A 23,726-nucleotide genomic window follows, 5' to 3' on the forward strand; every position below is an offset into this window, starting at 1 on the left:
GAGGAAATCGACGTCAGCCGACGAAGTCGTAGCGCGCGGATTCGGAGCGATCGGCGGGAACGGCATCCTTGCAGGCACGCGCCTCAGGCCGGTCGGCCCTGCGGTCCGTCGAGCGCGACGCAGTGGCGGAGGCGATGAGCCTCGTCTGCTCCTCATCCGAAATCCGCTCCCATCCCGACCGGGTAAGCCGCTCGAGCGGCCGGAACCTGACCTTGTATTGCATCCGGTCCGACCCGGCGACCCAATAGCCGAGATAGACATACGGCAGCCCACGCTCTGCCGCCAACCGCATATGATCCAATATGATATAGGTGCCAAGCCCCGAACGCTCGGCATGGTCGGGATCGTAGAAGCTGTAGATCATCGACAGGCCATCCGCCTGCACATCGGTCAGGCAGGCGCCGACCAGCCGTCCGGGGCGCCCGTCCTCGGTCGGCTCGCGATATTCGATGACCGTGCTGGTGACCGGCGTGTGTTCCACCATGTCGGCGAAATCGGTCTCTTCCATGTGAGTCATCCCGCCGCCCGGATGGCGCACGGACAGGTATTTCTGAAGCAGTTCGAACTGCTCCTCGGTCGCCCAGGGGCGACAATCGGTCGCGACCAGATCGCGATTGGCCTTTATCAGACGCTTCTGGCTGCTCGACGGGCGGAATTCCTGCGCCACCACGCGCACCGAGACGCAGGCCTGGCAGTCGAGGCAGCTGGGGCGATAGGCGACCGTCTGGCTGCGGCGGAAACCGATCCGGCCCAACGCCTCGTTCAGCTCGTCCGCATTCTCGCCGCGCAGTTCGGTGAACACCTTGCGCTCGCTCTTGCCCGGCAGATAGGGACAGGGCGACGGAGAGGTCACGAAGAAACGGGGAAAGCGGATCGGTGCCGTCACGGCGGGCTGTCTCCTCGGCCTTTAAGGTCAGAGCGAACCATAATGCTCTGGTCAGAGACGGGTTTATGCCTGTTTCGATCCGGCGTTAAAAGGTCCTTAACCACGTTTTCTGCGCAGCCGCGTTCCGATGGTCGCATTCGCGGAACGAGACGAATGGTTAACGCTGCGAAAAAACGGCGCCGCGTTCAGGCCCCGCGTTCAGGCCCCGCCATCAGTCGACAGCGACCTCTTCGACCGAATAACCCTTGTCCCGCAATGCCGCGACGAGGCCGCGCATCTGGTTCGCATCCCGCGCCTCGCACTCGATCTCGGTGAACAGCCCCTTCGCAGGAAGCGAGGTGAAGATGCGCTGGTGATGGATTTCGAGGATGTTGACATTGTGCGCGTCGAACACGCCCATCACCCGGAACAGGGCGCCGGGCCGGTCCTGCAAGGTGATCCTGAGGCGCGCCATGCGCCCGCTGCGCACGAGGTCGCGCAACAGCACGTTGGCGAGCAGGCGCGTGTCGATATTACCCCCGCACAGCACCAGCCCGACCTTGCGCCCCGCGAAGCGCTCGGGATTGTCGAGGATCGCCGCCAGCCCCGCCGCGCCCGCGCCTTCGACCACGGTCTTCTCGATCTGCAACAGCAGGGACACCGCGTGCTCCAGCGTCGGCTCGTCGACCAGCAGAACCTCGTCCACCAGTTCCGCGATCACCTGCGAGGTGAATGCGCCCGGCGCCTTGACCGCGATACCCTCGGCCAGCGTGTCGCCCCCGCAGGCCATGTCTTCCCCGCGCAGATGCGCATACATCGACGGGAACAGCTTCGCCTGGACGCCAACCATCTCGATCTCTGGATTGAGCGCCTTGGCGACCGTCGCCATCCCGCTCATCAGGCCGCCGCCACCGATCGGTACGACGAGGCAGTCGAGATCCGGCTTCGCCTCGAGCATTTCGAGCGCCACCGTCCCCTGCCCCGCCGCCACATGCGGATGGTCGAAGGGATGAACGAAGGTCAGCCCGCGCTCGCGCTCCAGCTTGCGGGCATGGGCATAGGCTTCATCGAAGGTCTCTCCGAACTGTTCGACCATGCCGCCCACGCTTTCGGTCTGCATGACCTTTACGGTGGGCGTGGTCTTCGGCATCACGATCGTGACGGGCACGTTCAGGCGGGTGCCGTGATAGGACAGGCCCTGGCTGTGATTGCCCGCCGATGCCGCGATCACGCCGCGCGCGCGCTGTTCCTCAGCCAGTTGCAGCAACGCATTCAGCGCGCCGCGTTCCTTGTAGGCGGCAGTGAATTGCAGGTTTTCGAACTTCAGCCAGACATCCGCGCCGGTGATCTTGGACAGGGTCTGCGAATGCAGCATGGGGGTTTCAACGACCTGTCCGGCAATGCGGGCCGCGGCGGCGCGCACATGGTCGATGGTGAGAAGCGCGGTCGCCTTCTCGTCAGGGGCGGTGCTGTCATGCTGCTGGTTCATGGCGGGTGCCCCTACGGCGCGCGGGCGATCGGCGCAATCACGCAAAAAGCCGTAGCCGCATCGCGCTTTACCCTTCCGCAAAGCGCCCATCCCCGATAATCCCTGGCCCATGACAGCCTTGAAGACCGCCCGCCGCATCCTCCTCATCAGCACCTGCGCGCTCGCGAGCACCCTTGCCGCCACGCCCGCCCTCGCCGACCAGCTGATCGAGAATGTCGACGGCATCAGGATCGACGAGGCGGGCGAGATCGACCGCTTCACCGCGATCCTGATCGACGATGGCGGCAGGGTGAAGGCGGTCTACGATCGCAATGACAAGCGCCCGCGCGAGGTCGACTATCTGCTCGACGGCAAGGGCCAGGTGATGCTGCCCGGCCTGATCGACGCGCATCTCCACGTCATGCAATTGGGCATCGCGCAACTCACGCTCGACCTGTCGGACACCAATTCGCTGGAAGAGGCGCTCGATAAGATTCGCCGCTTCGCCGCCGAGAATCCGGCGCGCCCGTGGATTCTGGGGCGCGGCTGGAATCAGGAGAAATGGGGGCTCGGGCGTTTCCCCACCGCTGCGGAGCTCGACAGCGCGGTGTCCGATCGGCCCGTATGGCTGAGCAGGGTCGACGGCCATGCGGCCTGGGGCAATACGCTCGCGCTCGAGGCGGCGGGCGTCACCGCGGCGAGTGCCGATCCCGCTGGTGGCCGGATCGAGCGCTTGCCCGGTTCGCGTAAACCCTCGGGCGTCTTCGTCGATGCCGCCGAGGCGCTGGTGCAGCGCGTGGTGCCCGCCCCGCGCCCGGCCGAGCGGGACCTGGCCCTGCTCAAGGCGCAGGAATTGCTGCATTCGATGGGGATCACCGCTGCCGCCGACATGGGCACCAGCATGGACGATTGGCACACCTTCCGCCGCGCGGGCGACGGGGGGCGGCTGACGCTGCGCATCATGTCCTACGCGACCGATGCGGATACGATGGAAGCGATCGGCGGACCGCGTCCCACGCCATGGCTGTATGACGACAAATTGCGGATGAACGGGATCAAGCTCTATCTCGATGGGGCGCTGGGGTCGCGCGGTGCGTGGCTGAAGCAGCCCTATGCCGACGATCCGGGCAATACCGGCCTCCCGCTGATGAGCCCGGCGCAATTGCGCAACATCATGGTGCGGGCCGCCACCGGCCAGTTCCAGGTGGCCGTCCACGCGATCGGGACCGCCGCCAATGCCGAAGCGCTGAACGCCATCGCCGACATTGCGGACAGCTTTTCCGGCGACCGGCGCTGGCGTATCGAACATGCGCAGATCGTCGATCCGGTCGACATTCCGAAATTCGCTTCGGCCAAGGTCATCGCCTCGATGCAGCCGGTCCACCAGACCAGCGACCGGACCATGGCCGAAGCCCGCCTCGGCCCGAATCGCCTCGACGGGGCCTATGCCTGGAAGACGATCGCCAATACCGGCGCGATGCTGGCCTTCGGGTCCGATGCCCCGGTCGAATCGCCCGATCCCTTCGCCGGACTGGCCGCCGCCTTCACCCGCACCGATAGCGACGGCCAGCCGTTCGGTGGCTGGCGCCCTCAGGAGGCGGTCAGCCGGGAACAGGCCTTGGCTGCCTTCACCGCGAACGCCTCCTATGCGGGTTTTGGAGAAGGCCGATTCGGAAAGCTGGTGGTCGGCGAACGGGCCGATTTCGTTCTCGTGGATCAGGATCCACTGCTTGCGACGCCTGAACAAGTGAGGCGAACCAAGGTCAGGGAAACATGGGTCGGCGGGCGGCGTGTCTATGCCGCCGATACCGAATAAATCTGTGTGGCAGGGAGGGACGCATGGGGTTTCGATCCGCGTTAACCTCGGCTAAACCAAAGGCAGTCTAGGCCCGGTCTCGCGATCGAGCCGCGCGCTTCTGGTCGCTCGATTCGTGTGTTTCGGTCCTGATCGGCTCGGGCGCAGGCCAGCAAGAGGAATGTCGATGCTTCGCAAGATCTGTTTCACCGGCGCGGCTGCCGCGCTCGTATTTGCGCCCGTCCTCGCCCATGCCGAAACGCGGGCAACCGCACCGGTCGAGGGTGAGAGCGCGCTGGGCGGACAATCGCCGATCGTCTTCCTCGCGGGCATCGCGGTCGTGGTCGCCGCGATCGTTTTTCTTTCCGAAGACGACGATCCCGTCAGCCCGTAATTTGCGATTGAACCATTTCGGATCACAATTTGATCTTGCATCCGAGTAATACCCCGCCTATCACCCCACACGAATGAGAAACGCTGTGTTCTCTGAAGGAGATTGAAATGAAGATTCGTAACGTTGCTGCGGTCGCCGCTGCCGCCGCTCTGGTTTCCGCCCCGGTCGTCGCTGCCGAGCGTAGCGCTGCTCCGGTCGAAGGTGAATCCGAACTGGCCGGTGGCGCTGGTCTGATCATCGGCGTTCTCGCCGCTGCTGCGATTATCGGCGCGATCGTGATCGCCGCTGACGATGGCGACGACGACGCTGTTAGCGCCTAAGTCGATCGCACATTCTGTTTAAGAAAACGGGGCCTCGCGGCCCCGTTTTTTTGGCCCTGTTTCGCTGAGATTGGGGCTGTATGCTTTATGGGTTCACCGGCCCGCCCGGTCCGGGATGGCAATATCCAAACCATGAAATTCGATCCGTATCCTCGACGGGATCGGTAGAAATCGAAGCCGTCTCCTGATTCTGGACATGCTTCGCGCAAGACGATCGATCGTCCGAGCCTCGGGTAACGAACCGCCGCGCTAAAATGTTTCGACATGGAATGACGGAAGGATCGCGCCGAATCCGGCATGACAATTCTGGCCCGTATGCGGTCGGAAACTGTGCTTCAACGCTCAGGACGCTTCGGCATCGCCCTTTTGATCGGTAGCCGCACCGGCAGACACCGCCTGATCCTCCTGGTCGCTGATGTCCTTCGCTTTACGATCCGCGATGCGCATCAGGATCAGCGAACCTTCGAACAGAAGCAGCAGCGGGATCGCCAGAAGCAGCTGCGACCCGGGATCGGGCGGCGTGATGATAGCCGACAAGGCGACCACCAACACGACGATATAGCGCCGCGCGCCAACCAATTGATCGCGTGTGACGATGCCTGCGCGATGCAACAGCAGCAGCAGGACCGGCAACAGGAAGCTGATGCCGAAGGCGAGGATGAACTGCATCACCAGGCCGAGATATTCGTTCGCCGTCGGCAAGGCCTGGATCGCCATCCCTCCGGCTTCGCCTTCGAACCCAAGGAACCACTCGAACGCGGTCGGCATGACCACGAAATAGGCGAGCGAGGCACCGGCGGCGAACAGCAGCGGCGTCGCAAGAAGGAAGGGAAGGAATGCCTTCTTCTCGCGCGCATACAGGCCGGGGGCGACGAACGCCCACAATTGGTTGGCGATGATCGGGAAGCTGAGACAGAATCCGGAGAACAGTGCCACCTTGAGTTCGACGAAGAACACTTCGTAGAGCTTGGTGAAGATGAGCTGCCCCTTCCCGTCTGGGAAAGCGCCCTTCAGCGGCTGGATCAGGACGCCGAGGATAGCATCCGCGAAATAGAGGCAGATCCCGAAGGCGATCACCAGCGCGAGGACGCAGCGCACCAGCCTGGTGCGCAATTCGATGAGATGTTCCAGCAGCGGGGCCTGGGTTTCGTCGAGATCCTTCATCGCCCGGCCTGCCCTTCGATCGGCGGCGGCGGCGGATCGAGCGGCAGTTCCGGTTCACCCGCGACCTCCGGATTGTCCGACGCATCGGCCCCTTCGCGAGGTTTCGCGCGCGCGATCGCAGCTTCGGCGCGCGCATCGGCTCCGTCAGCATCCGGTGCGGGGTCTGGCTGCACGGGACCGGCCAGCGGTTCCATCGCCGGAGGCACCGGATCGCTGCCGAAGTCTCCGCCACCCGATCGCGCCATGATCTCGCGATTGCGCTCGCGCCATTCCTTTTCGGCCTCTTCCATTTCCGCCTCGCGAATCATCGCGTCGAGGCCGGTGCGGAAGTGGTTGGACATGCGGCGCATCTTGCCGATCCAGCGCCCGGCAGTCCGCAAGGCGCGCGGCATTTCCTTGGGGCCGATCACCACGATGGCCGTGATGACGATCACCAATAGCTCGGCGGCTCCGATATCGAACATATGCGTGCGCGCCCGCCGCTGCGGATCAGGAGCGATCCGAAGGCGTGCGCGTGGCGTCGTCCCTCACCGTTTCGGAAGCAGGCTTGGCATCGTGGGAAGGGCCTTCGATACGCGGCGAATCCTGGCGCTTCGCAGCGGCCTCATCCTCGTTCATGCCTTCCTTGAAGCTTTTGATACCCTTGCCGAAATCCCCCATCATCTCGGAGATGCGGCCCCGTCCGAACAGGACGAGGATGACGAGGGCGATAATGATGAGCTGCCATGGACCGAGCGACATTTGAGTACCTTTTGCTAGCTGTCCCAGCAATATAGGGGTCCGCGCGCCATTAGGCCAGCGGATCGCGCGGGCGAGCGTACGAATCCCTGTCAGGTGTCGGCCTGATCGCCCTGATCGGCGCCATGTTCCGCACCATCCTCCGCACACTCGCCCATCCCCATGAGGTCGTCATACGCGTCCTCCACCGGATCTAACAGCCCGGCGGCGCGCAGTTCGGCGATGCCGGGCAGGTCGCGGCGGCTGGCGAGGCTGAAATGGTCGAGAAAGGCCGGGGTCGTCGCATAGATGGTCGGCCTGCCCGGCGATTCGCGCCGCCCGGCGATCCGTACCCATCCTTCCTCCATCAGCACGTCGAGCGTGCCGGAGGATGTCTGCACCCCGCGGATCGATTCGATTTCCGCGCGGCTGACCGGTTCGTGATAGGCGACGATGGCCAGCACCTCGGTCGCCGCGCGGCTGAGCTTGCGGACCTGTTCGCGCTCGCGCCTGAGAAAATGCGCAAGGTCGGGCGCGGTCTCGAAATGCCAGCGCCCGCCCCGCTCGACCAGCCGGACGCCGCGCGCCTCGTAATGCCCGGCGAGCGCACGAAGGCCCTCGCGCACGTCTTCGATCGGTGCATCGCGCAGGAAACCGGCCAGCTCCTCCGCGCTCATCGGCTCTTCGGCGGCGAACAGGGCCGCTTCCAGCGCGCGTTCGAGATCGGCGCTCATCCCGCGACCCGCCGCAGGCGCAGAGGGCCGAACACCTCGTCCTGCGCGAGTTCGGCGCGGCCCAGGCGCGCCAGTTCCAGCGCGGCGACGAAGCTGGAGGCGAGCGCGGATTTGCGCAGGCGCGGCTCGGCATGGGGCGGGAGGAACTCCTCCAGCCGCATCCAATCCAATGTCACACCCAGCATGGCGGTGACGCGATCGAGCGCCGAATCGAGCGTCATCACCGGGCGTTCGCGCACCATGTGGACGGCGGGTGCGGTGCGCGCCTTGACCCGCCCATACGCCTCGATCAGCGCGAACTGGTCGCACCGCCAGCGGGTCTTGCGGGCGATTTCCAATCCCTCGGGACGCCCCCGCAGATAGACGTCGCGCCCGATGCGGTCGCGCCCCATCAACCGTGCGGCCGCCTCGCGCATCGCCCCCAATCGCTGCAACCGCAATTGCAGCTTGAGCGCCAGTTCCTCGGGCGACGGGTCCTCCTGCTCCTCTTTCGGGAGCAACAGCGCGGATTTGAGATAGGCGAGCCACGCCGCCATCACGAGGTAATCGGCTGCCAGCTCCAGCTTCAGCGCCTCTGCCTCGTCGATATAGGCCAGATATTGATCGACCAGCGCCAAGATCGAGATCGACCTGAGATCGACCTTCTGGCGTCGCGCGAGATCGAGCAGGAGGTCGAGCGGCCCCTCCCATCCCTCGAGTTCGAGATAGAGCGCCTCGTCCCCGCCGGTCCTGTCCTGCGCACCTTCGGCGAAAAGGAACGCGCTATCGCTCACGCAGCGTCCCGTGCCGCGGCGAAAAAGGCATCGCGCCGCGCGACGAGTTCGGCCGTCTCGAACCCGTCGGGCAAGGGACCGATCGCTTCGAGCACACGATCGAGGCGCGCGCGGGCCGCATCGCTCAGATCGGGATTGCGCGAGGCGATGCCTTCCATATCCGGTATCTTCGCCCAGCAATTGAGCGTGACGTCGCATCCCGCGGCCAGTGCCCGCTCGGAGCGTTCGGGGACGCTGCCTTCAAGCGCTTCCATGTCGATATCGTCGGTGAGCAACAGCCCGTCGAAGCCGATCGCGCCACGGATCACCTGCTCGATGATCGTCGGCGATTGGGTTGCCGGATGCGCATCGTCCCAGGCCGGAAACATCAGGTGGCCGGTCATGCCGAGCGGGTGTGAGGACAGCGCGCGAAACGGGGCGATGTCCTGTTCGAGTTCCTCGGCATCCGCGTGGACGACGGGCATTTCCTTGTGGCTGTCCACCGTGGCGCGGCCATGGCCGGGCATATGCTTGAGGCATCCGACGACGCCGCCGCGCGCCATCCCGTCGAGCGTCGCGCGGCCCAGTGCCGCGACCGTCAGGGGATCGGTCCCCAGCGCGCGATCGCCGATCACGTCGCTCGTCTCGGGACGGCGGACATCGAAGGGCGCGTGGAAATCGACCGTAACGCCTACTTCGGAAAGTTCGCGCGCGATGGCTTCGGCGTTGAGCCTCGTCGCCTCGATCGCGCTGGCAGGCGCGACGTCGTAGAGTTCGGCAAAGGCCTCGCCTGCCGGATAACGGTTCCATTCGGGCGGCTTCATCCGCGCGACCCGGCCGCCTTCCTGATCGATCGAGATGAAGGTCTTCTCGCGCCCGTGGATCGCCTTCAACTCGTCGGTCAGGGCGCGCATCTGCTCCCGGTCGATGCAGTTTCGGGCGAACAGGATATAGCCCGCCGGATCGGCATCCTTGAAAAAGGCGCGCTCTTCAACGGACAGGCGCGGACCGGCGATACCGAAAATGGCGGGTGTCATGGGCAAGGGAATCGCAGCTTTGCGCAGCCGCCGCAAGCGTCTTGCGGGCAGACCATAGCCGAGGCCTGTACGATCCGCCCTATTTGACCTGGCAGGGCAATCCGTCGCTCTGCAAGGCGTTGCAGAGCCGCCTGGCGCCCGCATTGTCCTCGCCTGCGGCTTGGAGGCGAAACACCGTTCCGATATCCGCCCGCCCCTCGACAATGCGGTAACCGACGCCCGACAGCGCGTCGGTCTGCCGCTGCAGGGTGCGCCAGCCTTCTTCGGCATCGGCGCGGTTGGAATAGGCGCCGACCTGCACGGCCGTGCCGCGCGGCAGGGCGCCGGAGTTAGGCGCGGGCGTTTCGGCAGGCTCGGGTTCGCTGGCCGTCTCGGTCGGAGTCGGCGTGACGACCGGCGCAGGCCCGCTGCCGAGGCGTCCCTCGCGCGTCTGGCCCTCGCCCACGGCGAAGCTCGTATCCCCGGTGCCGGCAAAGGTCTTGCCGCCCGCATCCTCGGGCCGGGTGCGATAGGGTTCGTCCGGCGCTTCGACGAGCGATCCGTCCGGTTCGGGGCCGCCGCCCACACTTGAATTGGAGACCCACCAGATCGCGCCCACGATCACGCCCAGCGCAACCACCATCAGCAGGCCGATCCCGATCAGGCGCGTGGTGTCGTAACCGGTCTGCGTCTCGTCCTCACCCGATTCGAGCCAGGGGAGGCTTTCCTCGTCCGCGCCGAAATCAAGCGTCCGGCTTTCGCGACTGTCCTGCACGCCCTGAACCACGGTTCGCTTCCCTCACATTTCCTCGACCGCTTCGACCCCGAGGATCGCCAGCCCGTTACGGATGACCTGCCCGATCTGCGCTGCCAGGAAAAGCCGCGCCGCGCTCAGCGTCTCGTTTTCGGACTGGATCATCCTTAGCGAGGGATCGTCGTTCCCCGCGTTCCAGAAGCTGTGGAACGCGGCGGCCAGATCGCCGAGATAGAAGGCGATCCGGTGCGGCTCGCGCGCCGTGGCGGCGGCTTCGACCACGCGCGGGAATTGCGCCGCCTCGCGCACCAATGCCAGCTCCGCCTCGTCCAGCTGGTCGAGATGGTCGCCAGAAGGCACGATGCCCTGCTCCTTCGCTTTGCGCAAAGTCGAATGGATGCGGGCATTGGCATACTGAACGTAGAAGACCGGATTGTCCTTCGACGCTTCGACCACCTTGGCGAAGTCGAACTCCATCTGCGCGTCGGGCTTGCGCGTCAGCATGGTGAAGCGGACGACATCCTTGCCGACCTCCTCGACCACTTCGGCCAGAGTCACGAAATTGCCCGAGCGCTTGGACATCTTGACCGGCTCGCCATCGCGCAGGAGCTTGACCATCTGGACGAGCTTCACATCGAACGGCACGTCGCGCCCCGCCCCCTGCGTCAGCGCGGCTACGGCGGCCTTGATCCGCTTGACCGTGCCCGCATGGTCCGCGCCCCAGATGTCGATCAGGGCGTCGGCGCTTTCCGCCTTCTGGAAGTGATAGGCGAGGTCGGCGCCGAAATAGGTCCACTTCCCGTCGGATTTCTTGATCGGGCGGTCCTGATCGTCGCCGAACTGGGTCGAGCGGAACAGCGGCAGTTCGACCGGCTCCCAATCCTCGGGCGGGGCCTTGCCCTTGGGCGCTTCGAGGACGCCGTCAAAGACGAGATCGCGGGCCCGCAGCCATGCCTCGGCCTCTTCGGGCTTCTTCGCCGCCTGCAATTCCGCTTCGGACGAAAACAGGTCGTGATGAATGCCGAGCAGAGCGAGATCGGCGCGGATCATGTCCATCATCGCCGCGACCGCGCGGGTGCGGAACAGCGGCAGCCACTCGCTTGTCGGCGCATCGGCATAGCGATCGCCGAATTCCCCGGCCAGACGCTCGCCGACCGGGATCAGATATTCGCCGGGATAGAGCCCTTCGGCGAGTTCGCCTGCATCCTGACCCAACGCCTCGCGATAGCGGTGGTGCGCCGAGCGGGCGAGCACGTCGACCTGGCCGCCCGCATCGTTCACGTAATATTCGCGCGTGACGGTGTGGCCTGCGAATTCCAGAAGGCCGCACAAAGCATCGCCCACCACCGCGCCGCGGCAATGGCCCATATGCATCGGCCCGGTCGGATTGGCGGAGACGTATTCGACGTTCACGCGCTTGCCGCCGCCCATCGCGGAGCGGCCATAGGCATCGCCCAGTTCGGCGATGGCGGCGATCTCGCGGCGCCAGGCGTCGGGTTCGATCCTGAGATTGATGAAGCCCGGCCCCGCAATGTCGAGCGACACCACGTCGGGATCGCGTTCCAGGTGCGACACGATTGTCTCGGCCAGCGCGCGCGGATTGCTCTTCGCCTGCTTGGCGAGGACCATCGCGGCATTGGTGGCGAGATCGCCATGCGCGGGATCGCGCGGCGGCTCCACCGCGACGTTCGAGCGGTCGGTTCCGGGGGGCAGCGCGCCTTCCATTTCGAGCGCGTCGAGCACCGCGTCGATCCGCGCGGCGAAATGGGCGTAGAGTGTCGTCATGTCGGTCATCGAATCGTCCATGGCCGCGCGTGCGGCGCACGGCAACCGGTGTCGCTATCTGGTGGTCGGAGCGCGGGTGGCCCCGATCCGCTCAGCGCGTGGCGTTATAGGCCAGCTGCGCTTCGGTCAGCTGAAAGCCGACCAGCAATTCGAAGGTCGCGCGCTGGACCGCAGCGCGCACCGCCGGATCGGCCAGCGGGTCGAGCGCGGCATCGGGATCGCCCGGCTTGCGGCGTCGGGTGATCTGCTCGCGGATATCGGCAGGCAGAGTCGCTTCCGCCCGATCCACGAACCCGCCCGCCTTGGCGCTTGCCTGCGCGCGTTCGGCGCCGGCCGGGAAATTCAGCGTCACGCTGCCGACCCGCTTGGTCACCACCGCGCTGCCGCCGCGCAGGACGGTGCTGAAATAGGGCAAGGTCACCTGGCGCGCGGCGCTCACATCGGTGCGGCGCGCGACCACGTCGAACGTCGCCTCGCTATAGACCCGGTCGCCGCTTTCATTGCAGGTCGAGCGGACATTGGTGATCGCCGCCGTCACGTCGATATCGCTGGCGAGCCGCGAATTGGGGCTGCGGAAGGTGGTGATGTCGCCGGTATAATCGGGCACGCCCACCGCCGGGCAGGCAGTGCGGACGGCGGTGATGCCGACACCCTGGTCGATCACCAGCTCGCCTTCCGAGCGGCAGCCCGCAAGCGCGATACCGAGAGCGAGGATCGAGAGCAGGCTGGAGCGCGAGGTCATGAGCTGGAATGTCCCTGGCAAGATAGGTCTTTGACGTGGGTGGCAGGCATCGGCCCGCCGGAAAGCGCTTCCCCTAGCGAGGGCGCGCACAAAGCGCTAGGGGTCGGCGCATGAACGCGCCCTTGCATCCGAACCCCCTGTCCGACGTTTCCAGCGACGCGACCGAGAAACCGCCTTTAGTGCTCCTCATCGCGGCCCCCCGCGGTTTCTGCGCCGGAGTGGACCGCGCGATCGAGATCGTGGAGCGGGCGCTCGAGAAATACGGCGCCCCGGTCTATGTCCGCCACGAGATCGTCCACAACCGCTACGTGGTCGATGCGTTGCGCGAGAAGGGCGCGGTCTTCGTCGAGGAGCTGGACGAGGTGCCCGATGGCGCCCCGGTCGTGTTCAGCGCCCATGGCGTGCCCAAATCCGTTCCTGCCGAGGCGGACCGGCGCGAAATGCTCTATGTCGACGCCACCTGTCCCTTGGTCAGCAAGGTCCATCGCCAGGCCGAACGCCAGATCGAAAAGGACCGGCACATCATCTTCATCGGCCATGCCGGCCACCCGGAAGTGATCGGCACGATGGGCCAGGTCGACGAAGGGCAGATGACGCTGGTGGAGACCGTGGACGATGTCGCGAAGCTCGACTTCACCGCTGGAACCCCGCTCGCCTATCTGACGCAGACCACTTTGTCGGTCGACGACACGGCGGACGTCATCGCGGCGCTGGAACGGCGTTTTCCCGATATATCAGGCCCCAAGGCGGAGGATATCTGCTACGCCACCTCCAATCGTCAGGCCGCGGTCAAGAAGATCGCGCCGGGCAGCGATCTGGTGCTGGTGATCGGCGCGCCCAATTCCTCGAACTCGCTGCGCCTCGTCGAAGTGGCCGAGCGGCTGGGCACGGATGCCCATCTGATCCAGCGCGCCTCGGATATCGATCCGCAATGGCTCGAAGGCGTCGGAACGCTGGGACTGACGGCAGGGGCATCCGCACCCGAATTGCTGGTGCGCGAAGTGGTCGACAAGCTCGGCGAATGGCGCACGGTGGAAGAGACCACGATCATGGCCGCCGAAGAGAAGATGGTGTTCAAGCTGCCGCGCCAATTGCTCGACTGAGATCGGTCGAGGGATGGCGGTCTATACCAATCTGGGCACCGAACGGCTGGCCGCGCTGATCGCCGCCTACGATGTCGGCGATCTGGTGTCGGCCAAGGGCATCGCCGAGGGCGTTTCGAACAGCAATTGGCTGATCGAGACTTCGGGCAAGGATGGCGGCACCGGCTCGCAGGGCGCGCGCTTCATCCTCACCATGTATGAACGCCGCATCGAAACGGCGGACCTGCCCTTCTTCCTCGACCTGCTCGATCATCTCTCCGCCGCCGACTGCTCTGTGCCGCGCACCATCCACGACCGCGATGGAGCGAGTTTCCGCATGGTCGACGGCAAGGCGGTGGCACTGATCGAGTTCCTGCCCGGCGTGTCGCCCACCGCGCCGAGCGCCGACCAGGCGCGCGCGGTCGGAGTGGCGCTGGCGCGGATGCACGCTGCGGCGCAGGATTTCCCCGGCACGCGCGACAACGATCTGGGGCCAGGTGAAAACTGCGCCACCCTCGAATCCTGTGGCAGCGATGCGCTCTCACAGATCGATCCTGACCTTCCCGAAGTGCTGCCTCGCGCCCGTGCGATCGCTCAGACGTGGCCAAGCGACCTGCCGCGATCCATCGTCCATTCCGACCTCTTTCCCGATAACGTCCTGATGCTGGGCGATAGGGTCAGCGGTCTCATCGACTTCTATTTCGCCTGTGCGGACCAGATGGCCTACGATCTCGCCGTGACGCACGCCGCCTGGTGCTTTTCCAAGGATGGATCGCGTTTCGATCCCGCACTCGGCCAGGCGCTTGTCACAGGATACGAATCGGTGCGCCCGCTCGAACGGCGCGAGCGCGACGCGCTGCCCCTGCTGGCCGAGGGCGCCTGCCTGCGCTTCGTCGCCAGCCGCGCGCAGGACTGGATCGAGACGCCTGCGGGCGCGCTCGTCACGCGCAAGGACCCGATGGATTTCGTACGACGATGGAACACCTATCGCGCCCTTGGCCAAGAGGCTTTCGCCTGAGGGCGAGAGCGCGCTAAGGGCCGTGACGATGAAACGCGTAGATCTGTTCACCGATGGCGCCTGCAAGGGCAATCCCGGCCCCGGCGGCTGGGGCGCGCTGCTGCGGCTCGGCCAACACGAAAAGGAAATGTCGGGCGGCGATCCCGATACGACCAATAACCGCATGGAAATGACCGCCGCGATCCGGGGGCTCGAAGCGCTGATCGAACCATGCGAGGTCGATCTCTACACCGACAGCAAGTATCTGATCGACGGGATCACCAAGTGGGTCCACGGCTGGAAGAAGCGCGGCTGGATCAATGCCAGCAAGAAACCGGTTCGCAATGCCGATCTGTGGCATGAGCTAATCGCGTTGACCGAACGGCACCGGGTCGAATGGCACTGGGTGAAGGGCCATTCCGGCCATCCCGAAAACGAACGCGTGGACCGTCTGGCGAGCGACGCGGCCGACGCGATCGCGGCGGGCTGACGCCCTAACCGAAACGATCCGGCGCGTAGAGGCCGGGATCGAGCGGGGCTGTCATGGCGTCGCGTTCCAGCCCGAGAAGCAGCTGCGAGGCGAGGCGGGCGGCGGCAGGCGCAGTCTGGATGCCGAAACCGCCCTGCCCTGCGAACCAGGCGAAGCCTTCGACCTGCGGATCGTAGCCGTAGATCGGCCTGCGATCGGGTGCGAAGCTCCTGAGCCCTGCCCAGCGACGCTCGACCGCTTCGATTTTGCAACCGACCACCCGCTGGAAACGGTCGATCGCTTCGGCCACTGCCAGTTCCTCGGGCGCGGCGTCGCAGGGCTCGCTCGGCGTCTCGTCATGCGGGCTCAGCCAGATGCGGGCCGATTCAGGTTTGAAATAGAACTGCCCCGCTATGTCGAGCACCAGCGGCTGGTCGGCCTGCGGGGGCGGATCGACGCGAAGCTGGACCACGGTGCGGCGCAAAGGCTGGATATTGAGCGGTCTCACGCCCGCCATCCGGGCCAGCGGATCGGCCCATGCTCCCGCCGCGTTGACGAGCGTTGCGGCGCGAAATTGCTCGCCATTTTCGGACGAGAGAAGCCAGGTATCGGCATCGCGTTCGATATGCGCGATCCGTGCCCTGATGCGCAGATCGACACCGCGCGCCTTCGCCAATCGCAGGTAATGGGCATGGAGGCCGGCCACGTCGATATCGGCACAGGCAGGCTCCCACACCGCGCCCGTCCACTCCTCGCGCAGGCCCTGTATCCGCTCGGCCAGGGCCGCGCGCTCCAGCCGCTCTATCGTGGCGCCGGTGTCGCGGAACCGATCCATGAACCCGTCCAGCGCCGCACGGTCGCGCTCTCTTCCGACATAGAGCGCGCCGCGCTGCTCGAGAAACCCGTGGTCGCGCAGATAATCGCCCGAAGCGAGCGTGAGCGGGACGATCTCCGGCCCGCCATAACATTCCTCCCAGAACGCGGCGGAGCGCCCCGTTGCGTGATAGCCGGGCGCATCCTCCGCTTCGAGCAGCAGGACGCTGGCGTGGTCGGCGAGTTCGGCGGCGAGGCTCGCGCCTGCCATCCCGGCGCCGATAATGGCGAAATCGTGGAGCATCATTCGGCGGAAGCGGGTACGGTTCTGTCGAGGAAGTCGGCGATCGCGTCCATCGCCCGGTCGCGCACCGGATCGGCTTCGCGCAGGATCTCGTGCCGCGCTTCGTGCCCGAATTCGAACAACTCCCCCTTGGGCAACCGCGCGATTGCCTGTTCGATCGCGGCATGGCTGACGAGCTTGTCGTCCGATGTCGCGACGACGAGGACGGGGATGGTCACATTCTCCATTTGGCCGCGCGCGAACAGGGCCCTGGTGGAGGCATAGGCCCGCTCGACCCAGCGCCAGCTGCCCGGACCCATCACGAGTTCGGGGCGATGGTCGCGCCACCACAATTCGTCCTCGTAACGATCGTCGTCATGCGTCAGGAGGTCGCGCCGCCTTGTCGGCATCTCGCCGGGCTTCTCGCTCCATTTCCAGGCCGGGCGCGTGGGATCGCCGATCAGCGTCATGAGCCGCGCGATCGGTTGCAGGACGGCCAGCGGCAGCGGCGGACCGGCCATGCCGAGCATGGGCGCGGAGAGAACCATGGCATCGGGATCGACCAGCCGTTCGACGAGGGCGCGCAGGACGATGTGCCCCCCCATCGAATGCGCGGCGAGGACGCGGGGACCGGGGGTGCTTGCCTGCCAGTCCCGCCAGAAAGCCGCCAGATCGTCGAGCCAGACCTGGAAATCCTCGACATGACCGGTCGTCGCATCTTCTCCCAACCGGCCCGATCCCGCCTGCCCGCGCCAGTCCGCTGCGGTCACGCGCCATCCAAGGCGATGCCATTCTTCCAGCGTTTCGAGATATTTCTCGTAATGATCGCCGCGACCGGGAAAGAACAGGATCGAGCCGCGCCCTGCATCGGCCGAAACACTCTCCTGACCGGGCCAGTCGATCCGGCGGATTTCATGGCCGTCTCGTGCGGTCCAGACCGTCTCGCTCGCCGCCCGAGGGATCGCGCGCCGGTCGATCGGATCGGATGATGCGCTGTCGGTGATCGCCCGTCTCCTGTCGCATGGTTACCGTTTGGTAAGCAGCACCCTGTAGCAGGTCCCATCGAAAGGGGCCCAATTGGGTACGATGCTACATCAGATCGCGCACTACGGACTGCTCGGGGCCTTGGCAATCGCGCTGCTGATCGCGATCGCCACCGATCTCAAGAGCCGCCGCATCTACAATTGGCTGACGCTGTCGATCGCGCTTGCTGCCCCGCTTTACTGGTGGAGCAGCGGGTTGGGATTATGGCCCGGTGTCGCGATCCAGCTCGGCGCCGGGATCGGCGTTTTCCTCGCCTGCTATCTCTTCTTCGCCCTCGGCCAAATGGGCGGCGGGGACGTGAAGCTGCTGGGCGCGCTTGCCTTGTGGATTCCGTTCGACCGCTTGCCTGCCCTGGTCGTGATGATGGCGATCATCGGCTGGCTGCTGACAATGGGCATGGCCGCCTGGCGCGTGCGCGCGTCGAGCGGCAGCGGGCTGAGCCGCGACATGCTCGTCCTGATCGGCTGTTTCCTGTGCGCCTTTGCGATCGGCGCGGTCCTTCTGGGTGGAGCGGCCTTGCCCTCTGCCCTGCTCGACTGGAGCGCCGAAAGCCTCGCAGCCACGCTCGCCATCGCGGTCGCGCCATCGCTGCTTTTGCTGGTCGCGACTCTCGTCTCGCTGCGCGTCATCAAGCGCCATGCGCGGCGCATTCAGGTGCCTTACGGCCTCGCCATAGCGAGCGCCGGATTGTGGATCATAGCCACCGATCTGGCTGCCGGAAGCGGGGGTACGCCGCTCGCGGGCTGAATACGCGATCTTAACCATTCGACCCTAGGCCGGTCGATTATACCAGCCCGCCATCCAAGCGCGGGCCATCGAAGGGGGCTTGATAAGCCATGGACAGGAAGAAACTGGTTCTGCTGCTCGTCGCACTGGTCATCGCGGTCGGTACGGCCATGGTGGCGCGCAGCATGTTTGCGGGCGCCGCCGCACCGCAGGCACAGGCGGCACCCGTGGTCCCGACCGGGCCCAAGGTGCTGGTCGCCCAGCGCGCCCTGCCCGCCGGCACGATCATCACCGCCGAATCGATCGGATTCCAGTCCTGGCCCGCCGAAATGGTGGCTGACGCCTATTTCCTCGAAGGCGAATCGGACATCTCGAAACTGCTCGGAACGGTGGTGCGCCATCCGATCACCGCGGGCGAACCTGTCACGCAGGGTTCGCTCGTCAGCCCCGGCGATCGCGGCTTCCTCGCCGCGGCGCTCAGCCCGGGAATGCGCGCCATCACCGTGCCCGTCTCCGCCCAGACCGGCGTCGCGGGCTTCGTCTTCCCCGGCGACCGGGTCGACATCATGCTGACGCAGGAAGTCACCGGCGTCGAAGGCCAGCCGCTCAAGGCGTCGGAAACGATCATGCGCAATCTGCGCGTGCTCGCCACCGACCAGTCGACCTCGCAAGAGACCGAGAACGGCAAGACCGTGGTCCGCGAATCGCGCACGGTCACGCTCGAAGTCACGCCCAAGATGGCGGAAAAGATCGCGGTCGCCGAAACGATCGGCCAGCTCAGCCTGTCGCTGCGCTCGCTGAGCGACACTCACTCCGATCTCGAAAGCGCGCTCGCCGCGGGCGACATCGCAATCCCCGACGATGCGACGCCGGAACAGGAAGAACGCCTCCTGCGCCGCGCCATGGCCCGGCCCGAAGACAAGGTCTCCTCTTTCTCCACCGGCGGCGACGTCTCGCGCTTCCAGCGCTCCAGCATCCCGCCCCAGGTCGCGCGCGATCCGGCCCCGCAGCAGATGGTTGCGACCGGCCCCGTGCAGACGGTGGCGGGCGCCGAGCCCGCCAAGCCGGCAGGACCGTCGGTGCGCGTGATGCGCGGCAAGCAGACCGATGCCGTCGGCATCGGCAAGAACGGGGCGGCCATTCCGTCCACCGCAGGCACGCGATGAGCGCGCCGTTCCAAGACACGACCTCAAGCGAAGCCATCAGGGGGCTTGCAAGCATGAAACCGCGTATCTCCAAGAAACTGCTGCCGATCATGGCGTCGAGGGCGGTCATGGCCGTTCTCGCACTGGCCCCGCTGACCGCGATCCCGGCCGCAACCGCGAACGCCCAGACGGTGGTCCGCCCTTCGCAGGACATCGTTCTGTCGATCGGACGCGGCGAGCTGATTAACGTGCCCGGCGCGATGGCCGACGTCTTCGTCGCCAATAGCGAGATCGCGGACGTCCAGCTCAAATCGCAGCGCGCCCTCTACGTCTTCGGCGTCGGTGGCGGCGAGACCACGATCTATGCCAGCAATTCGCGCGGCGACATCATCTGGTCGGCCAATGTGCGCGTGGGATCGAATATCGGCAGCATCGACCAGATGCTTTCCCTCGCCATGCCGGAAGCCAAGATCGCGGTCGCCACCATGGGCAACAACACCGTGCTTCTCACCGGCACCGTGGCCGCGCCGGAAGACGCCGCCGAGGCGCAGAACCTTGTCGAAGCCTTCGTGGGCGAAGGCACCAACGTCATCAGCCGCCTGCGCATGGCGACGCCCTTGCAGGTCAATCTCCAGGTCCGCATCGCCGAAGTCAGCCGCAACGTCGTGCGTTCGCTGGGCGTCAATCTGGCCTCCATCGACAGCACGCAGGGCTTCAAGTTCGGCGTCGGTCAGGGGCGTGGACCCACCACCTTCTCGCCCGGTCGCAGCCTCGGCGCGAATGCCGGGGCGATAACCGACTCGGTCCTCAACCCCGTCACCGGCGCGATCACGGAAGAGCCCGGCACCGCGCTTGCCACCAACAGCATCGGCACCACGCTCGGCTTTGCCGGACAGCTTCTGGGGCTCGACCTCAGCGCCGCCATCGACCTCGCGGAAACCCACAATCTCGCCGTGACCCTGTCGCAGCCGAACCTCACCGCGCTCTCGGGCGAGACGGCGGAATTCCTGGCGGGCGGCGAATTTCCGATCCCGCTGAGCCAGGGGTTCGGAACGACGACGGTCGAATACAAGAATTACGGCGTCAGCCTGTCCTATACGCCCACCGTTCTCGCCAATGGCCGGATCTCGCTGCGCGTGCGCCCCGAAGTTTCGGAACTGACTAGTCAGGGTTCGGTCACGCTGAACGGTTTCCGCGTTCCCGGCCTCATCACGCGGCGGACCGAAACCACTATCGAGCTGGGTTCGGGCCAGAGCATGATGATCGCCGGCCTGCTGTCGAACTCCTCGCAGAACGCGATCGAGAAGGCGCCCGGCCTCGGCGACGTGCCGATCCTGGGCAATCTCTTCCGCTCCACCAATTTCCAGCGCGGCGAAACCGAACTGGTGATCGTGGTGACGCCGTATCTGGTGAAGCCGATGAACGCGGCCGACGTGCGTCTGCCGACCGATGGCTATCTCAAGCCGACCGAGGGCCAGCGCCTCCTGCAATATCGCGATAGCGACGGCGTGACCGGCGGTGCCCGCCCCGGACCCGCCGCAGTGCCTGCCGCGCCAGCCAATCCCGCCATTTCGCGCACCATGGAGGCCGAGCCGGTGCTCGCCCAGTCCTACGATCCGCGCAACCGGGAAAAGAGCGCTTCCGCCAAGCCCGGCTTCAGCTTCAAGTGAGGGGACCGATTATGACTTCCCATTCCCAGCCCCGTCTTATCGCAGTGCCGATTGCCCTGAGTCTCGCTCTGGCCCTGGGCGCCTGTGCGGGCACGATGAACATGGAAAATCGCTCACTCTACAGCGTGAAGCAGCCGGTCGTCGAACGCTCCAATTTCATGCTCGATGTCGCGACCACCGGGGACGGCCTGCCAATCTCCGAACAGCGGCGCCTCGCAAGCTGGTTCGAGACGATGGAACTCGGCTATGGCGATCGCGTCGCGATCGACGATCCCAGCGCCTCGCTCGGCGTGCGGGACGATGTCGCCGCGCTGGCCGGTCGCTATGGTCTCCTGATCTCGGAAGCGCCCCCCGTCACCGCAGGCGCGCTGGCCCCCGGCCAGGCCCGCGTGATCCTGACTCGCTCCACCGCCTCGGTGCCCGGATGCCCGGACTGGTCGCACACCGCGGACGCGAACGACGCGAACGCCACCAACCCCAATTACGGCTGCGCCACCAATGGCAACATGGCCGCGATGATCGCCGATCCCGAGGATCTGGTGCAGGGCAAGCGCGGCACGGGGGAAACCGTGCTGCTGACGTCGACCAAGGCGATCGACGCCTATCGCGAAGCCCCGCCCACCGGCACCGAAGGCCTTACCGAAGCCCCCACCTCCGGAGGGAACTGAGCCATGAACGCACCCTGGAAAGTCAATTCGCCCAGCGATCGCACCCCCTTCGCCGCCTATGTCTGCGACGAAACCTCGCTCGACACGCTGCGTCCCGTGGTGATCGAACTCGGCTGGGCGCCGGAGAAGTGCAACAAGGGCGGTCTGCGTAACGCGATCCAGTCGCTTTCGGTCAGCGCCAGCCCCAATATCCTGCTGGTCGATCTGTCGGAAAGCGGAGATCCGCTCAACGACATCAATTCGCTCGCCGAGGTTTGCGAACCCGGAACCGTCGTGATCGCCATGGGGCAGGTCAACGATGTGCGGCTCTATCGCGACCTGCTGGCGAGCGGGATATACGACTATCTGCTCAAGCCACTCTCCGCCAACACCGTGCGCGATGCGCTGAACCAGGCGCAGGCCGCCTTCAGCGCGCCCAAGGCCAACGATCCCGACGCGGCCCGCAACCACATCTCGACCGCCGTGGTGGGGACGCGTGGCGGGGTCGGCGCATCGACGCTGGCGACCTCGCTCAGCTGGTATTTCGCCTCGAAGAAGCATCTTCAGACCGGATTGCTCGATCTCGACGTGCATTTCGGGACGGGCGCGCTGGCGCTCGACCTGGAACCGGGGCGCGGCCTCACCGATGCGATCGACAATCCCAGCCGCATCGACGGCCTGTTCATCGAACGCGCCATGATCCGCGCGCACGACAATCTGTCGATCCTGTCCTCCGAAGCGCCGATCAACGCGCCGCTGATGACGGATGGCGCGGCCTTCCTCCAGCTGGAGGAGGAATTCCGTCAGGCGTTCGAAATGACGGTCATCGACCTGCCGCGATCCATGCTCATCACCTATCCGCAATTGCTCGGCGATGTGAATGTCGTGGTCGTCACGGTGGAGATGACGCTGGCGTCGGCGCGCGATGCCATCCGCATCCTGTCCTGGCTCAAGAGCTATGCACCCCACGCGATTCCGATCGTGGTCGCCAACAAGGTGCAGACCGGCGCGCTCGAGATCAGCAAGGCCGATTTCGAGGCATCCATCGAGCGCAAGATCGATTTCACCATTCCCTTCGACCAGAAGACGGCGGCCAATGCGGCCAAGCTCGGCCAGGCTTTCATCGAGGCCAATGCCCAGAGCAAGACCAGCGGGGTCATCAAGGCGCTGGGCGAGCGGATCATCGGATCGAGCGAAGAGGCCGAGGCCGAAGCGGAGGCATCCGCCGAGAAGAAATCGCTGCTCGGCAGCTTCGATCTGAAATCGCTGCTCGCCAAGAAGACGAAGCCCGTTCCCGCCACGGCGGAATGACGGATTTCAGCCTCGCGAGAGGCGGTAACGGAAGACACGGAGACACCGCATGGACATGATGCAGCTCGTTCCCCTGTTCGTCGGCGCGTTGGCGGCGGTCGGGGTCGCGGCATATGCGCTTGCCGGTCCTTCGCCGAGCAAGGCCTCGCAGCGGCGGCTCGAACAGCTGCGCTTCCGGCATTCCGAAAACACCAACACCAAGGTCGAATCGCAGCTCAAGAAAGCGATCGCCTCGCGGCGGCCGACATTGAACCGTGTCGCGGGATCGACATCGCGCGTCGATGCCCTCGCCATCCGGCTCGACCGGACGGGCAAGGGCTGGACTCTGCGCCAATACACCTATGCCTCGATCGGGCTCACGCTCGTCGTCGCGCTGGTCCTGTTCCTGCGCACCGGGGCGTTGCCGCTGGCGCTCGGCGTCGGCCTGCTGTTCGGCGCGGGCATACCGCATTTCATCGTCAATCGCGCGATCAAGCAGCGCACGATGGCCTTCAACGCCAAATTCGCCGACGCGATCGATCTGCTGGTGCGCGGCCTTCGTTCGGGCCTTCCCGTCACGGAGACGCTGTCCGTGGTCGCGCAGGAAGTGCCCGGCCCGGTGGGTCAGGAATTTCGCGGTGTCGTCGAACGGATCAAGATCGGGCGGACGATGGAGGATGCTCTCCAGCAGACCGCCGACCGGCTCGGCATTCCCGAATTCAATTTCTTCTGCATCACGCTTGCGATCCAGCGCGAGACGGGCGGCAACCTTGCCGAAACGCTCGCCAACCTCGCCGAGGTTCTGCGCAAGCGCGCGCAGATGAAGCTCAAGATCCGCGCGATGAGCTCGGAATCCAAGGCATCCGCTTATATCGTCGGATCGCTGCCCTTCATCGTCTTCGTGCTGATCTGGTGGATCAACCCCGAATATATCGGAACCTTCTTCGTCAACGAGACCCTGATCGTGATCGGTATGGGCGGGCTCGTCTGGATGGCGATCGGTGTCTTCATCATGGCCAAGATGGTCAGCTTCGAAATCTAACCGCAGGAACGG

At 65.6% G+C, this 23,726-nt stretch carries 25 protein-coding genes; 12 read left to right on the forward strand and 13 right to left on the reverse strand.

Annotated features, from left to right (window positions below; genetic code table 11):
- Positions 1-13 precede the first annotated feature (13 nt).
- Both GRI47_RS08395 and GRI47_RS08400 read right to left on the reverse strand, forming a co-directional pair.
- The gene (locus tag GRI47_RS08395; RefSeq protein ID WP_160660814.1) at positions 14-886 is read right to left on the reverse strand and encodes an arginyltransferase; all 873 of its coding nucleotides are present in this window, start codon (positions 884-886) and stop codon (positions 14-16) included.
- Positions 887-1,097: 211 nt separating this feature from the next.
- On the reverse strand, positions 1,098-2,354 hold the full coding sequence (locus GRI47_RS08400) for a threonine ammonia-lyase (protein WP_160660815.1): 1,257 nt from the start codon (positions 2,352-2,354) through the stop codon (positions 1,098-1,100).
- Positions 2,355-2,463: 109 nt separating this feature from the next.
- Here GRI47_RS08400 and GRI47_RS08405 point away from each other — a divergent pair, with 109 nt between their 5' ends.
- The 3 genes from GRI47_RS08405 to GRI47_RS08415 all read left to right on the forward strand — a co-directional run bounded on the left by GRI47_RS08405 (position 2,464) and on the right by GRI47_RS08415 (position 4,842).
- Positions 2,464-4,149 carry an amidohydrolase gene (locus GRI47_RS08405; RefSeq protein WP_160660816.1) on the forward strand — a complete coding sequence of 562 codons (1,686 nt, stop codon included), beginning with the start codon at positions 2,464-2,466 and terminating at the stop codon, positions 4,147-4,149.
- Positions 4,150-4,315: 166 nt separating this feature from the next.
- Entirely contained in the window at positions 4,316-4,522 is a 207-nt protein-coding gene (locus GRI47_RS08410) for a hypothetical protein (RefSeq protein ID WP_160660817.1), read from the forward strand.
- A 107-nt stretch (positions 4,523-4,629) separates the two neighbouring features.
- Positions 4,630-4,842: a hypothetical protein gene (locus GRI47_RS08415; RefSeq protein ID WP_160660818.1), complete on the forward strand. Its 213-nt coding sequence runs from the start codon at positions 4,630-4,632 to the stop codon at positions 4,840-4,842.
- Between the two features lie 342 nt (positions 4,843-5,184).
- Here the strand turns inward: GRI47_RS08415 and tatC are convergent, their stop codons facing one another.
- The 9 genes from tatC to GRI47_RS08460 form a co-directional block, all read right to left on the reverse strand.
- On the reverse strand, positions 5,185-6,006 hold the full coding sequence (gene tatC, locus GRI47_RS08420) for a twin-arginine translocase subunit TatC (protein ID WP_160660819.1): 822 nt from the start codon (positions 6,004-6,006) through the stop codon (positions 5,185-5,187).
- A complete protein-coding gene (tatB, locus tag GRI47_RS08425) occupies positions 6,003-6,470 on the reverse strand; it encodes a Sec-independent protein translocase protein TatB (RefSeq protein ID WP_160660820.1) in 468 nt (155 codons plus the stop codon). The genes tatC and tatB overlap by 4 nt, the downstream gene beginning before the upstream one ends.
- A 25-nt stretch (positions 6,471-6,495) precedes the next feature.
- Positions 6,496-6,747: a twin-arginine translocase TatA/TatE family subunit gene (tatA, locus tag GRI47_RS08430; RefSeq protein WP_160660821.1), complete on the reverse strand. Its 252-nt coding sequence runs from the start codon at positions 6,745-6,747 to the stop codon at positions 6,496-6,498.
- Between the two features lie 89 nt (positions 6,748-6,836).
- Entirely contained in the window at positions 6,837-7,457 is a 621-nt protein-coding gene (scpB, locus tag GRI47_RS08435) for an SMC-Scp complex subunit ScpB (protein ID WP_160660822.1), read from the reverse strand.
- On the reverse strand, positions 7,454-8,230 hold the full coding sequence (locus tag GRI47_RS08440; protein WP_160660823.1) for a segregation/condensation protein A: 777 nt from the start codon (positions 8,228-8,230) through the stop codon (positions 7,454-7,456). The genes scpB and GRI47_RS08440 overlap by 4 nt, the downstream gene beginning before the upstream one ends.
- Complete coding sequence (gene nagZ / locus GRI47_RS08445; protein ID WP_160660824.1) at positions 8,227-9,246, reverse strand: beta-N-acetylhexosaminidase; 1,020 nt, start codon at positions 9,244-9,246, stop codon at positions 8,227-8,229. Before nagZ ends, GRI47_RS08440 begins: the two co-directional genes overlap by 4 nt.
- A gap of 79 nt (positions 9,247-9,325) precedes the next feature.
- A complete protein-coding gene (locus tag GRI47_RS08450) occupies positions 9,326-10,012 on the reverse strand; it encodes an SPOR domain-containing protein (protein ID WP_160660825.1) in 687 nt (228 codons plus the stop codon).
- A 12-nt stretch (positions 10,013-10,024) separates the two neighbouring features.
- A complete protein-coding gene (gene argS, locus GRI47_RS08455) occupies positions 10,025-11,773 on the reverse strand; it encodes an arginine--tRNA ligase (RefSeq protein ID WP_160661383.1) in 1,749 nt (582 codons plus the stop codon).
- An 82-nt stretch (positions 11,774-11,855) separates the two neighbouring features.
- Complete coding sequence (locus tag GRI47_RS08460; RefSeq protein ID WP_160660826.1) at positions 11,856-12,506, reverse strand: hypothetical protein; 651 nt, start codon at positions 12,504-12,506, stop codon at positions 11,856-11,858.
- Between the two features lie 110 nt (positions 12,507-12,616).
- Here GRI47_RS08460 and ispH point away from each other — a divergent pair, with 110 nt between their 5' ends.
- From ispH to rnhA, 3 genes are read left to right on the forward strand one after another with little or no spacing between them, the layout of a single operon-like run.
- Complete coding sequence (gene ispH / locus GRI47_RS08465) at positions 12,617-13,609, forward strand: 4-hydroxy-3-methylbut-2-enyl diphosphate reductase (RefSeq protein ID WP_160660827.1); 993 nt, start codon at positions 12,617-12,619, stop codon at positions 13,607-13,609.
- Between the two features lie 13 nt (positions 13,610-13,622).
- The gene (locus GRI47_RS08470; protein WP_160660828.1) at positions 13,623-14,606 is read left to right on the forward strand and encodes a homoserine kinase; all 984 of its coding nucleotides are present in this window, start codon (positions 13,623-13,625) and stop codon (positions 14,604-14,606) included.
- 28 nt (positions 14,607-14,634) lie between these two features.
- Positions 14,635-15,075, forward strand: coding sequence for a ribonuclease HI (gene rnhA / locus GRI47_RS08475; protein ID WP_160660829.1), 441 nt, complete (start codon positions 14,635-14,637; stop codon positions 15,073-15,075).
- 4 nt (positions 15,076-15,079) lie between these two features.
- Here the strand turns inward: rnhA and GRI47_RS08480 are convergent, their stop codons facing one another.
- Positions 15,080-16,174 carry an NAD(P)/FAD-dependent oxidoreductase gene (locus tag GRI47_RS08480; RefSeq protein ID WP_160660830.1) on the reverse strand — a complete coding sequence of 365 codons (1,095 nt, stop codon included), beginning with the start codon at positions 16,172-16,174 and terminating at the stop codon, positions 15,080-15,082.
- Positions 16,171-17,154, reverse strand: coding sequence for an alpha/beta fold hydrolase (locus tag GRI47_RS08485; RefSeq protein WP_160661384.1), 984 nt, complete (start codon positions 17,152-17,154; stop codon positions 16,171-16,173). Before GRI47_RS08485 ends, GRI47_RS08480 begins: the two co-directional genes overlap by 4 nt.
- 82 nt (positions 17,155-17,236) lie before the next feature.
- On the opposite strand from GRI47_RS08485, the gene GRI47_RS08490 reads away from it, so the two are divergent.
- From GRI47_RS08490 to GRI47_RS08515, 6 genes are all read left to right on the forward strand, one after another.
- A complete protein-coding gene (locus GRI47_RS08490; protein ID WP_160660831.1) occupies positions 17,237-17,941 on the forward strand; it encodes an A24 family peptidase in 705 nt (234 codons plus the stop codon).
- Positions 17,942-18,030: 89 nt separating this feature from the next.
- A complete protein-coding gene (gene cpaB, locus GRI47_RS08495) occupies positions 18,031-19,086 on the forward strand; it encodes a Flp pilus assembly protein CpaB (RefSeq protein WP_160660832.1) in 1,056 nt (351 codons plus the stop codon).
- A gap of 53 nt (positions 19,087-19,139) precedes the next feature.
- On the forward strand, positions 19,140-20,735 hold the full coding sequence (locus GRI47_RS08500) for a type II and III secretion system protein family protein (protein WP_160660833.1): 1,596 nt from the start codon (positions 19,140-19,142) through the stop codon (positions 20,733-20,735).
- An 11-nt stretch (positions 20,736-20,746) separates the two neighbouring features.
- Positions 20,747-21,403 carry a CpaD family pilus assembly protein gene (locus GRI47_RS08505; protein WP_160660834.1) on the forward strand — a complete coding sequence of 219 codons (657 nt, stop codon included), beginning with the start codon at positions 20,747-20,749 and terminating at the stop codon, positions 21,401-21,403.
- A 3-nt stretch (positions 21,404-21,406) separates the two neighbouring features.
- Complete coding sequence (locus GRI47_RS08510) at positions 21,407-22,693, forward strand: pilus assembly protein CpaE (RefSeq protein ID WP_160660835.1); 1,287 nt, start codon at positions 21,407-21,409, stop codon at positions 22,691-22,693.
- A 49-nt stretch (positions 22,694-22,742) separates the two neighbouring features.
- Entirely contained in the window at positions 22,743-23,714 is a 972-nt protein-coding gene (locus tag GRI47_RS08515; RefSeq protein WP_160660836.1) for a type II secretion system F family protein, read from the forward strand.
- Positions 23,715-23,726: the final 12 nt, after the last annotated feature.

The organism is Qipengyuania pelagi (assembly GCF_009827295.1).
GTDB lineage: Bacteria > Pseudomonadota > Alphaproteobacteria > Sphingomonadales > Sphingomonadaceae > Qipengyuania > Qipengyuania pelagi.

Bases quoted from the DNA above. Each gene is read 5' to 3' on its own strand.
- GRI47_RS08400 (WP_160660815.1), bottom strand. From the start codon at position 2,354: ATGAACCAGCAGCATGACAGCACCGCCCCTGACGAGAAGGCGACCGCG.
- GRI47_RS08405 (WP_160660816.1), top strand. From the start codon at position 2,464: ATGACAGCCTTGAAGACCGCCCGCCGCATCCTCCTCATCAGCACCTGC.
- GRI47_RS08410 (WP_160660817.1), top strand. From the start codon at position 4,316: ATGCTTCGCAAGATCTGTTTCACCGGCGCGGCTGCCGCGCTCGTATTT.
- GRI47_RS08415 (WP_160660818.1), top strand. From the start codon at position 4,630: ATGAAGATTCGTAACGTTGCTGCGGTCGCCGCTGCCGCCGCTCTGGTT.
- tatC (WP_160660819.1), bottom strand. From the start codon at position 6,006: ATGAAGGATCTCGACGAAACCCAGGCCCCGCTGCTGGAACATCTCATC.
- tatB (WP_160660820.1), bottom strand. From the start codon at position 6,470: ATGTTCGATATCGGAGCCGCCGAGCTATTGGTGATCGTCATCACGGCC.
- tatA (WP_160660821.1), bottom strand. From the start codon at position 6,747: ATGTCGCTCGGTCCATGGCAGCTCATCATTATCGCCCTCGTCATCCTC.
- scpB (WP_160660822.1), bottom strand. From the start codon at position 7,457: ATGAGCGCCGATCTCGAACGCGCGCTGGAAGCGGCCCTGTTCGCCGCC.
- nagZ (WP_160660824.1), bottom strand. From the start codon at position 9,246: ATGACACCCGCCATTTTCGGTATCGCCGGTCCGCGCCTGTCCGTTGAA.
- argS (WP_160661383.1), bottom strand. From the start codon at position 11,773: ATGACCGACATGACGACACTCTACGCCCATTTCGCCGCGCGGATCGAC.
- GRI47_RS08460 (WP_160660826.1), bottom strand. From the start codon at position 12,506: ATGACCTCGCGCTCCAGCCTGCTCTCGATCCTCGCTCTCGGTATCGCG.
- ispH (WP_160660827.1), top strand. From the start codon at position 12,617: ATGAACGCGCCCTTGCATCCGAACCCCCTGTCCGACGTTTCCAGCGAC.
- GRI47_RS08470 (WP_160660828.1), top strand. From the start codon at position 13,623: ATGGCGGTCTATACCAATCTGGGCACCGAACGGCTGGCCGCGCTGATC.
- rnhA (WP_160660829.1), top strand. From the start codon at position 14,635: ATGAAACGCGTAGATCTGTTCACCGATGGCGCCTGCAAGGGCAATCCC.
- GRI47_RS08480 (WP_160660830.1), bottom strand. From the start codon at position 16,174: ATGATGCTCCACGATTTCGCCATTATCGGCGCCGGGATGGCAGGCGCG.
- GRI47_RS08490 (WP_160660831.1), top strand. From the start codon at position 17,237: ATGCTACATCAGATCGCGCACTACGGACTGCTCGGGGCCTTGGCAATC.
- cpaB (WP_160660832.1), top strand. From the start codon at position 18,031: ATGGACAGGAAGAAACTGGTTCTGCTGCTCGTCGCACTGGTCATCGCG.
- GRI47_RS08500 (WP_160660833.1), top strand. From the start codon at position 19,140: ATGAAACCGCGTATCTCCAAGAAACTGCTGCCGATCATGGCGTCGAGG.
- GRI47_RS08505 (WP_160660834.1), top strand. From the start codon at position 20,747: ATGACTTCCCATTCCCAGCCCCGTCTTATCGCAGTGCCGATTGCCCTG.
- GRI47_RS08510 (WP_160660835.1), top strand. From the start codon at position 21,407: ATGAACGCACCCTGGAAAGTCAATTCGCCCAGCGATCGCACCCCCTTC.
- GRI47_RS08515 (WP_160660836.1), top strand. From the start codon at position 22,743: ATGGACATGATGCAGCTCGTTCCCCTGTTCGTCGGCGCGTTGGCGGCG.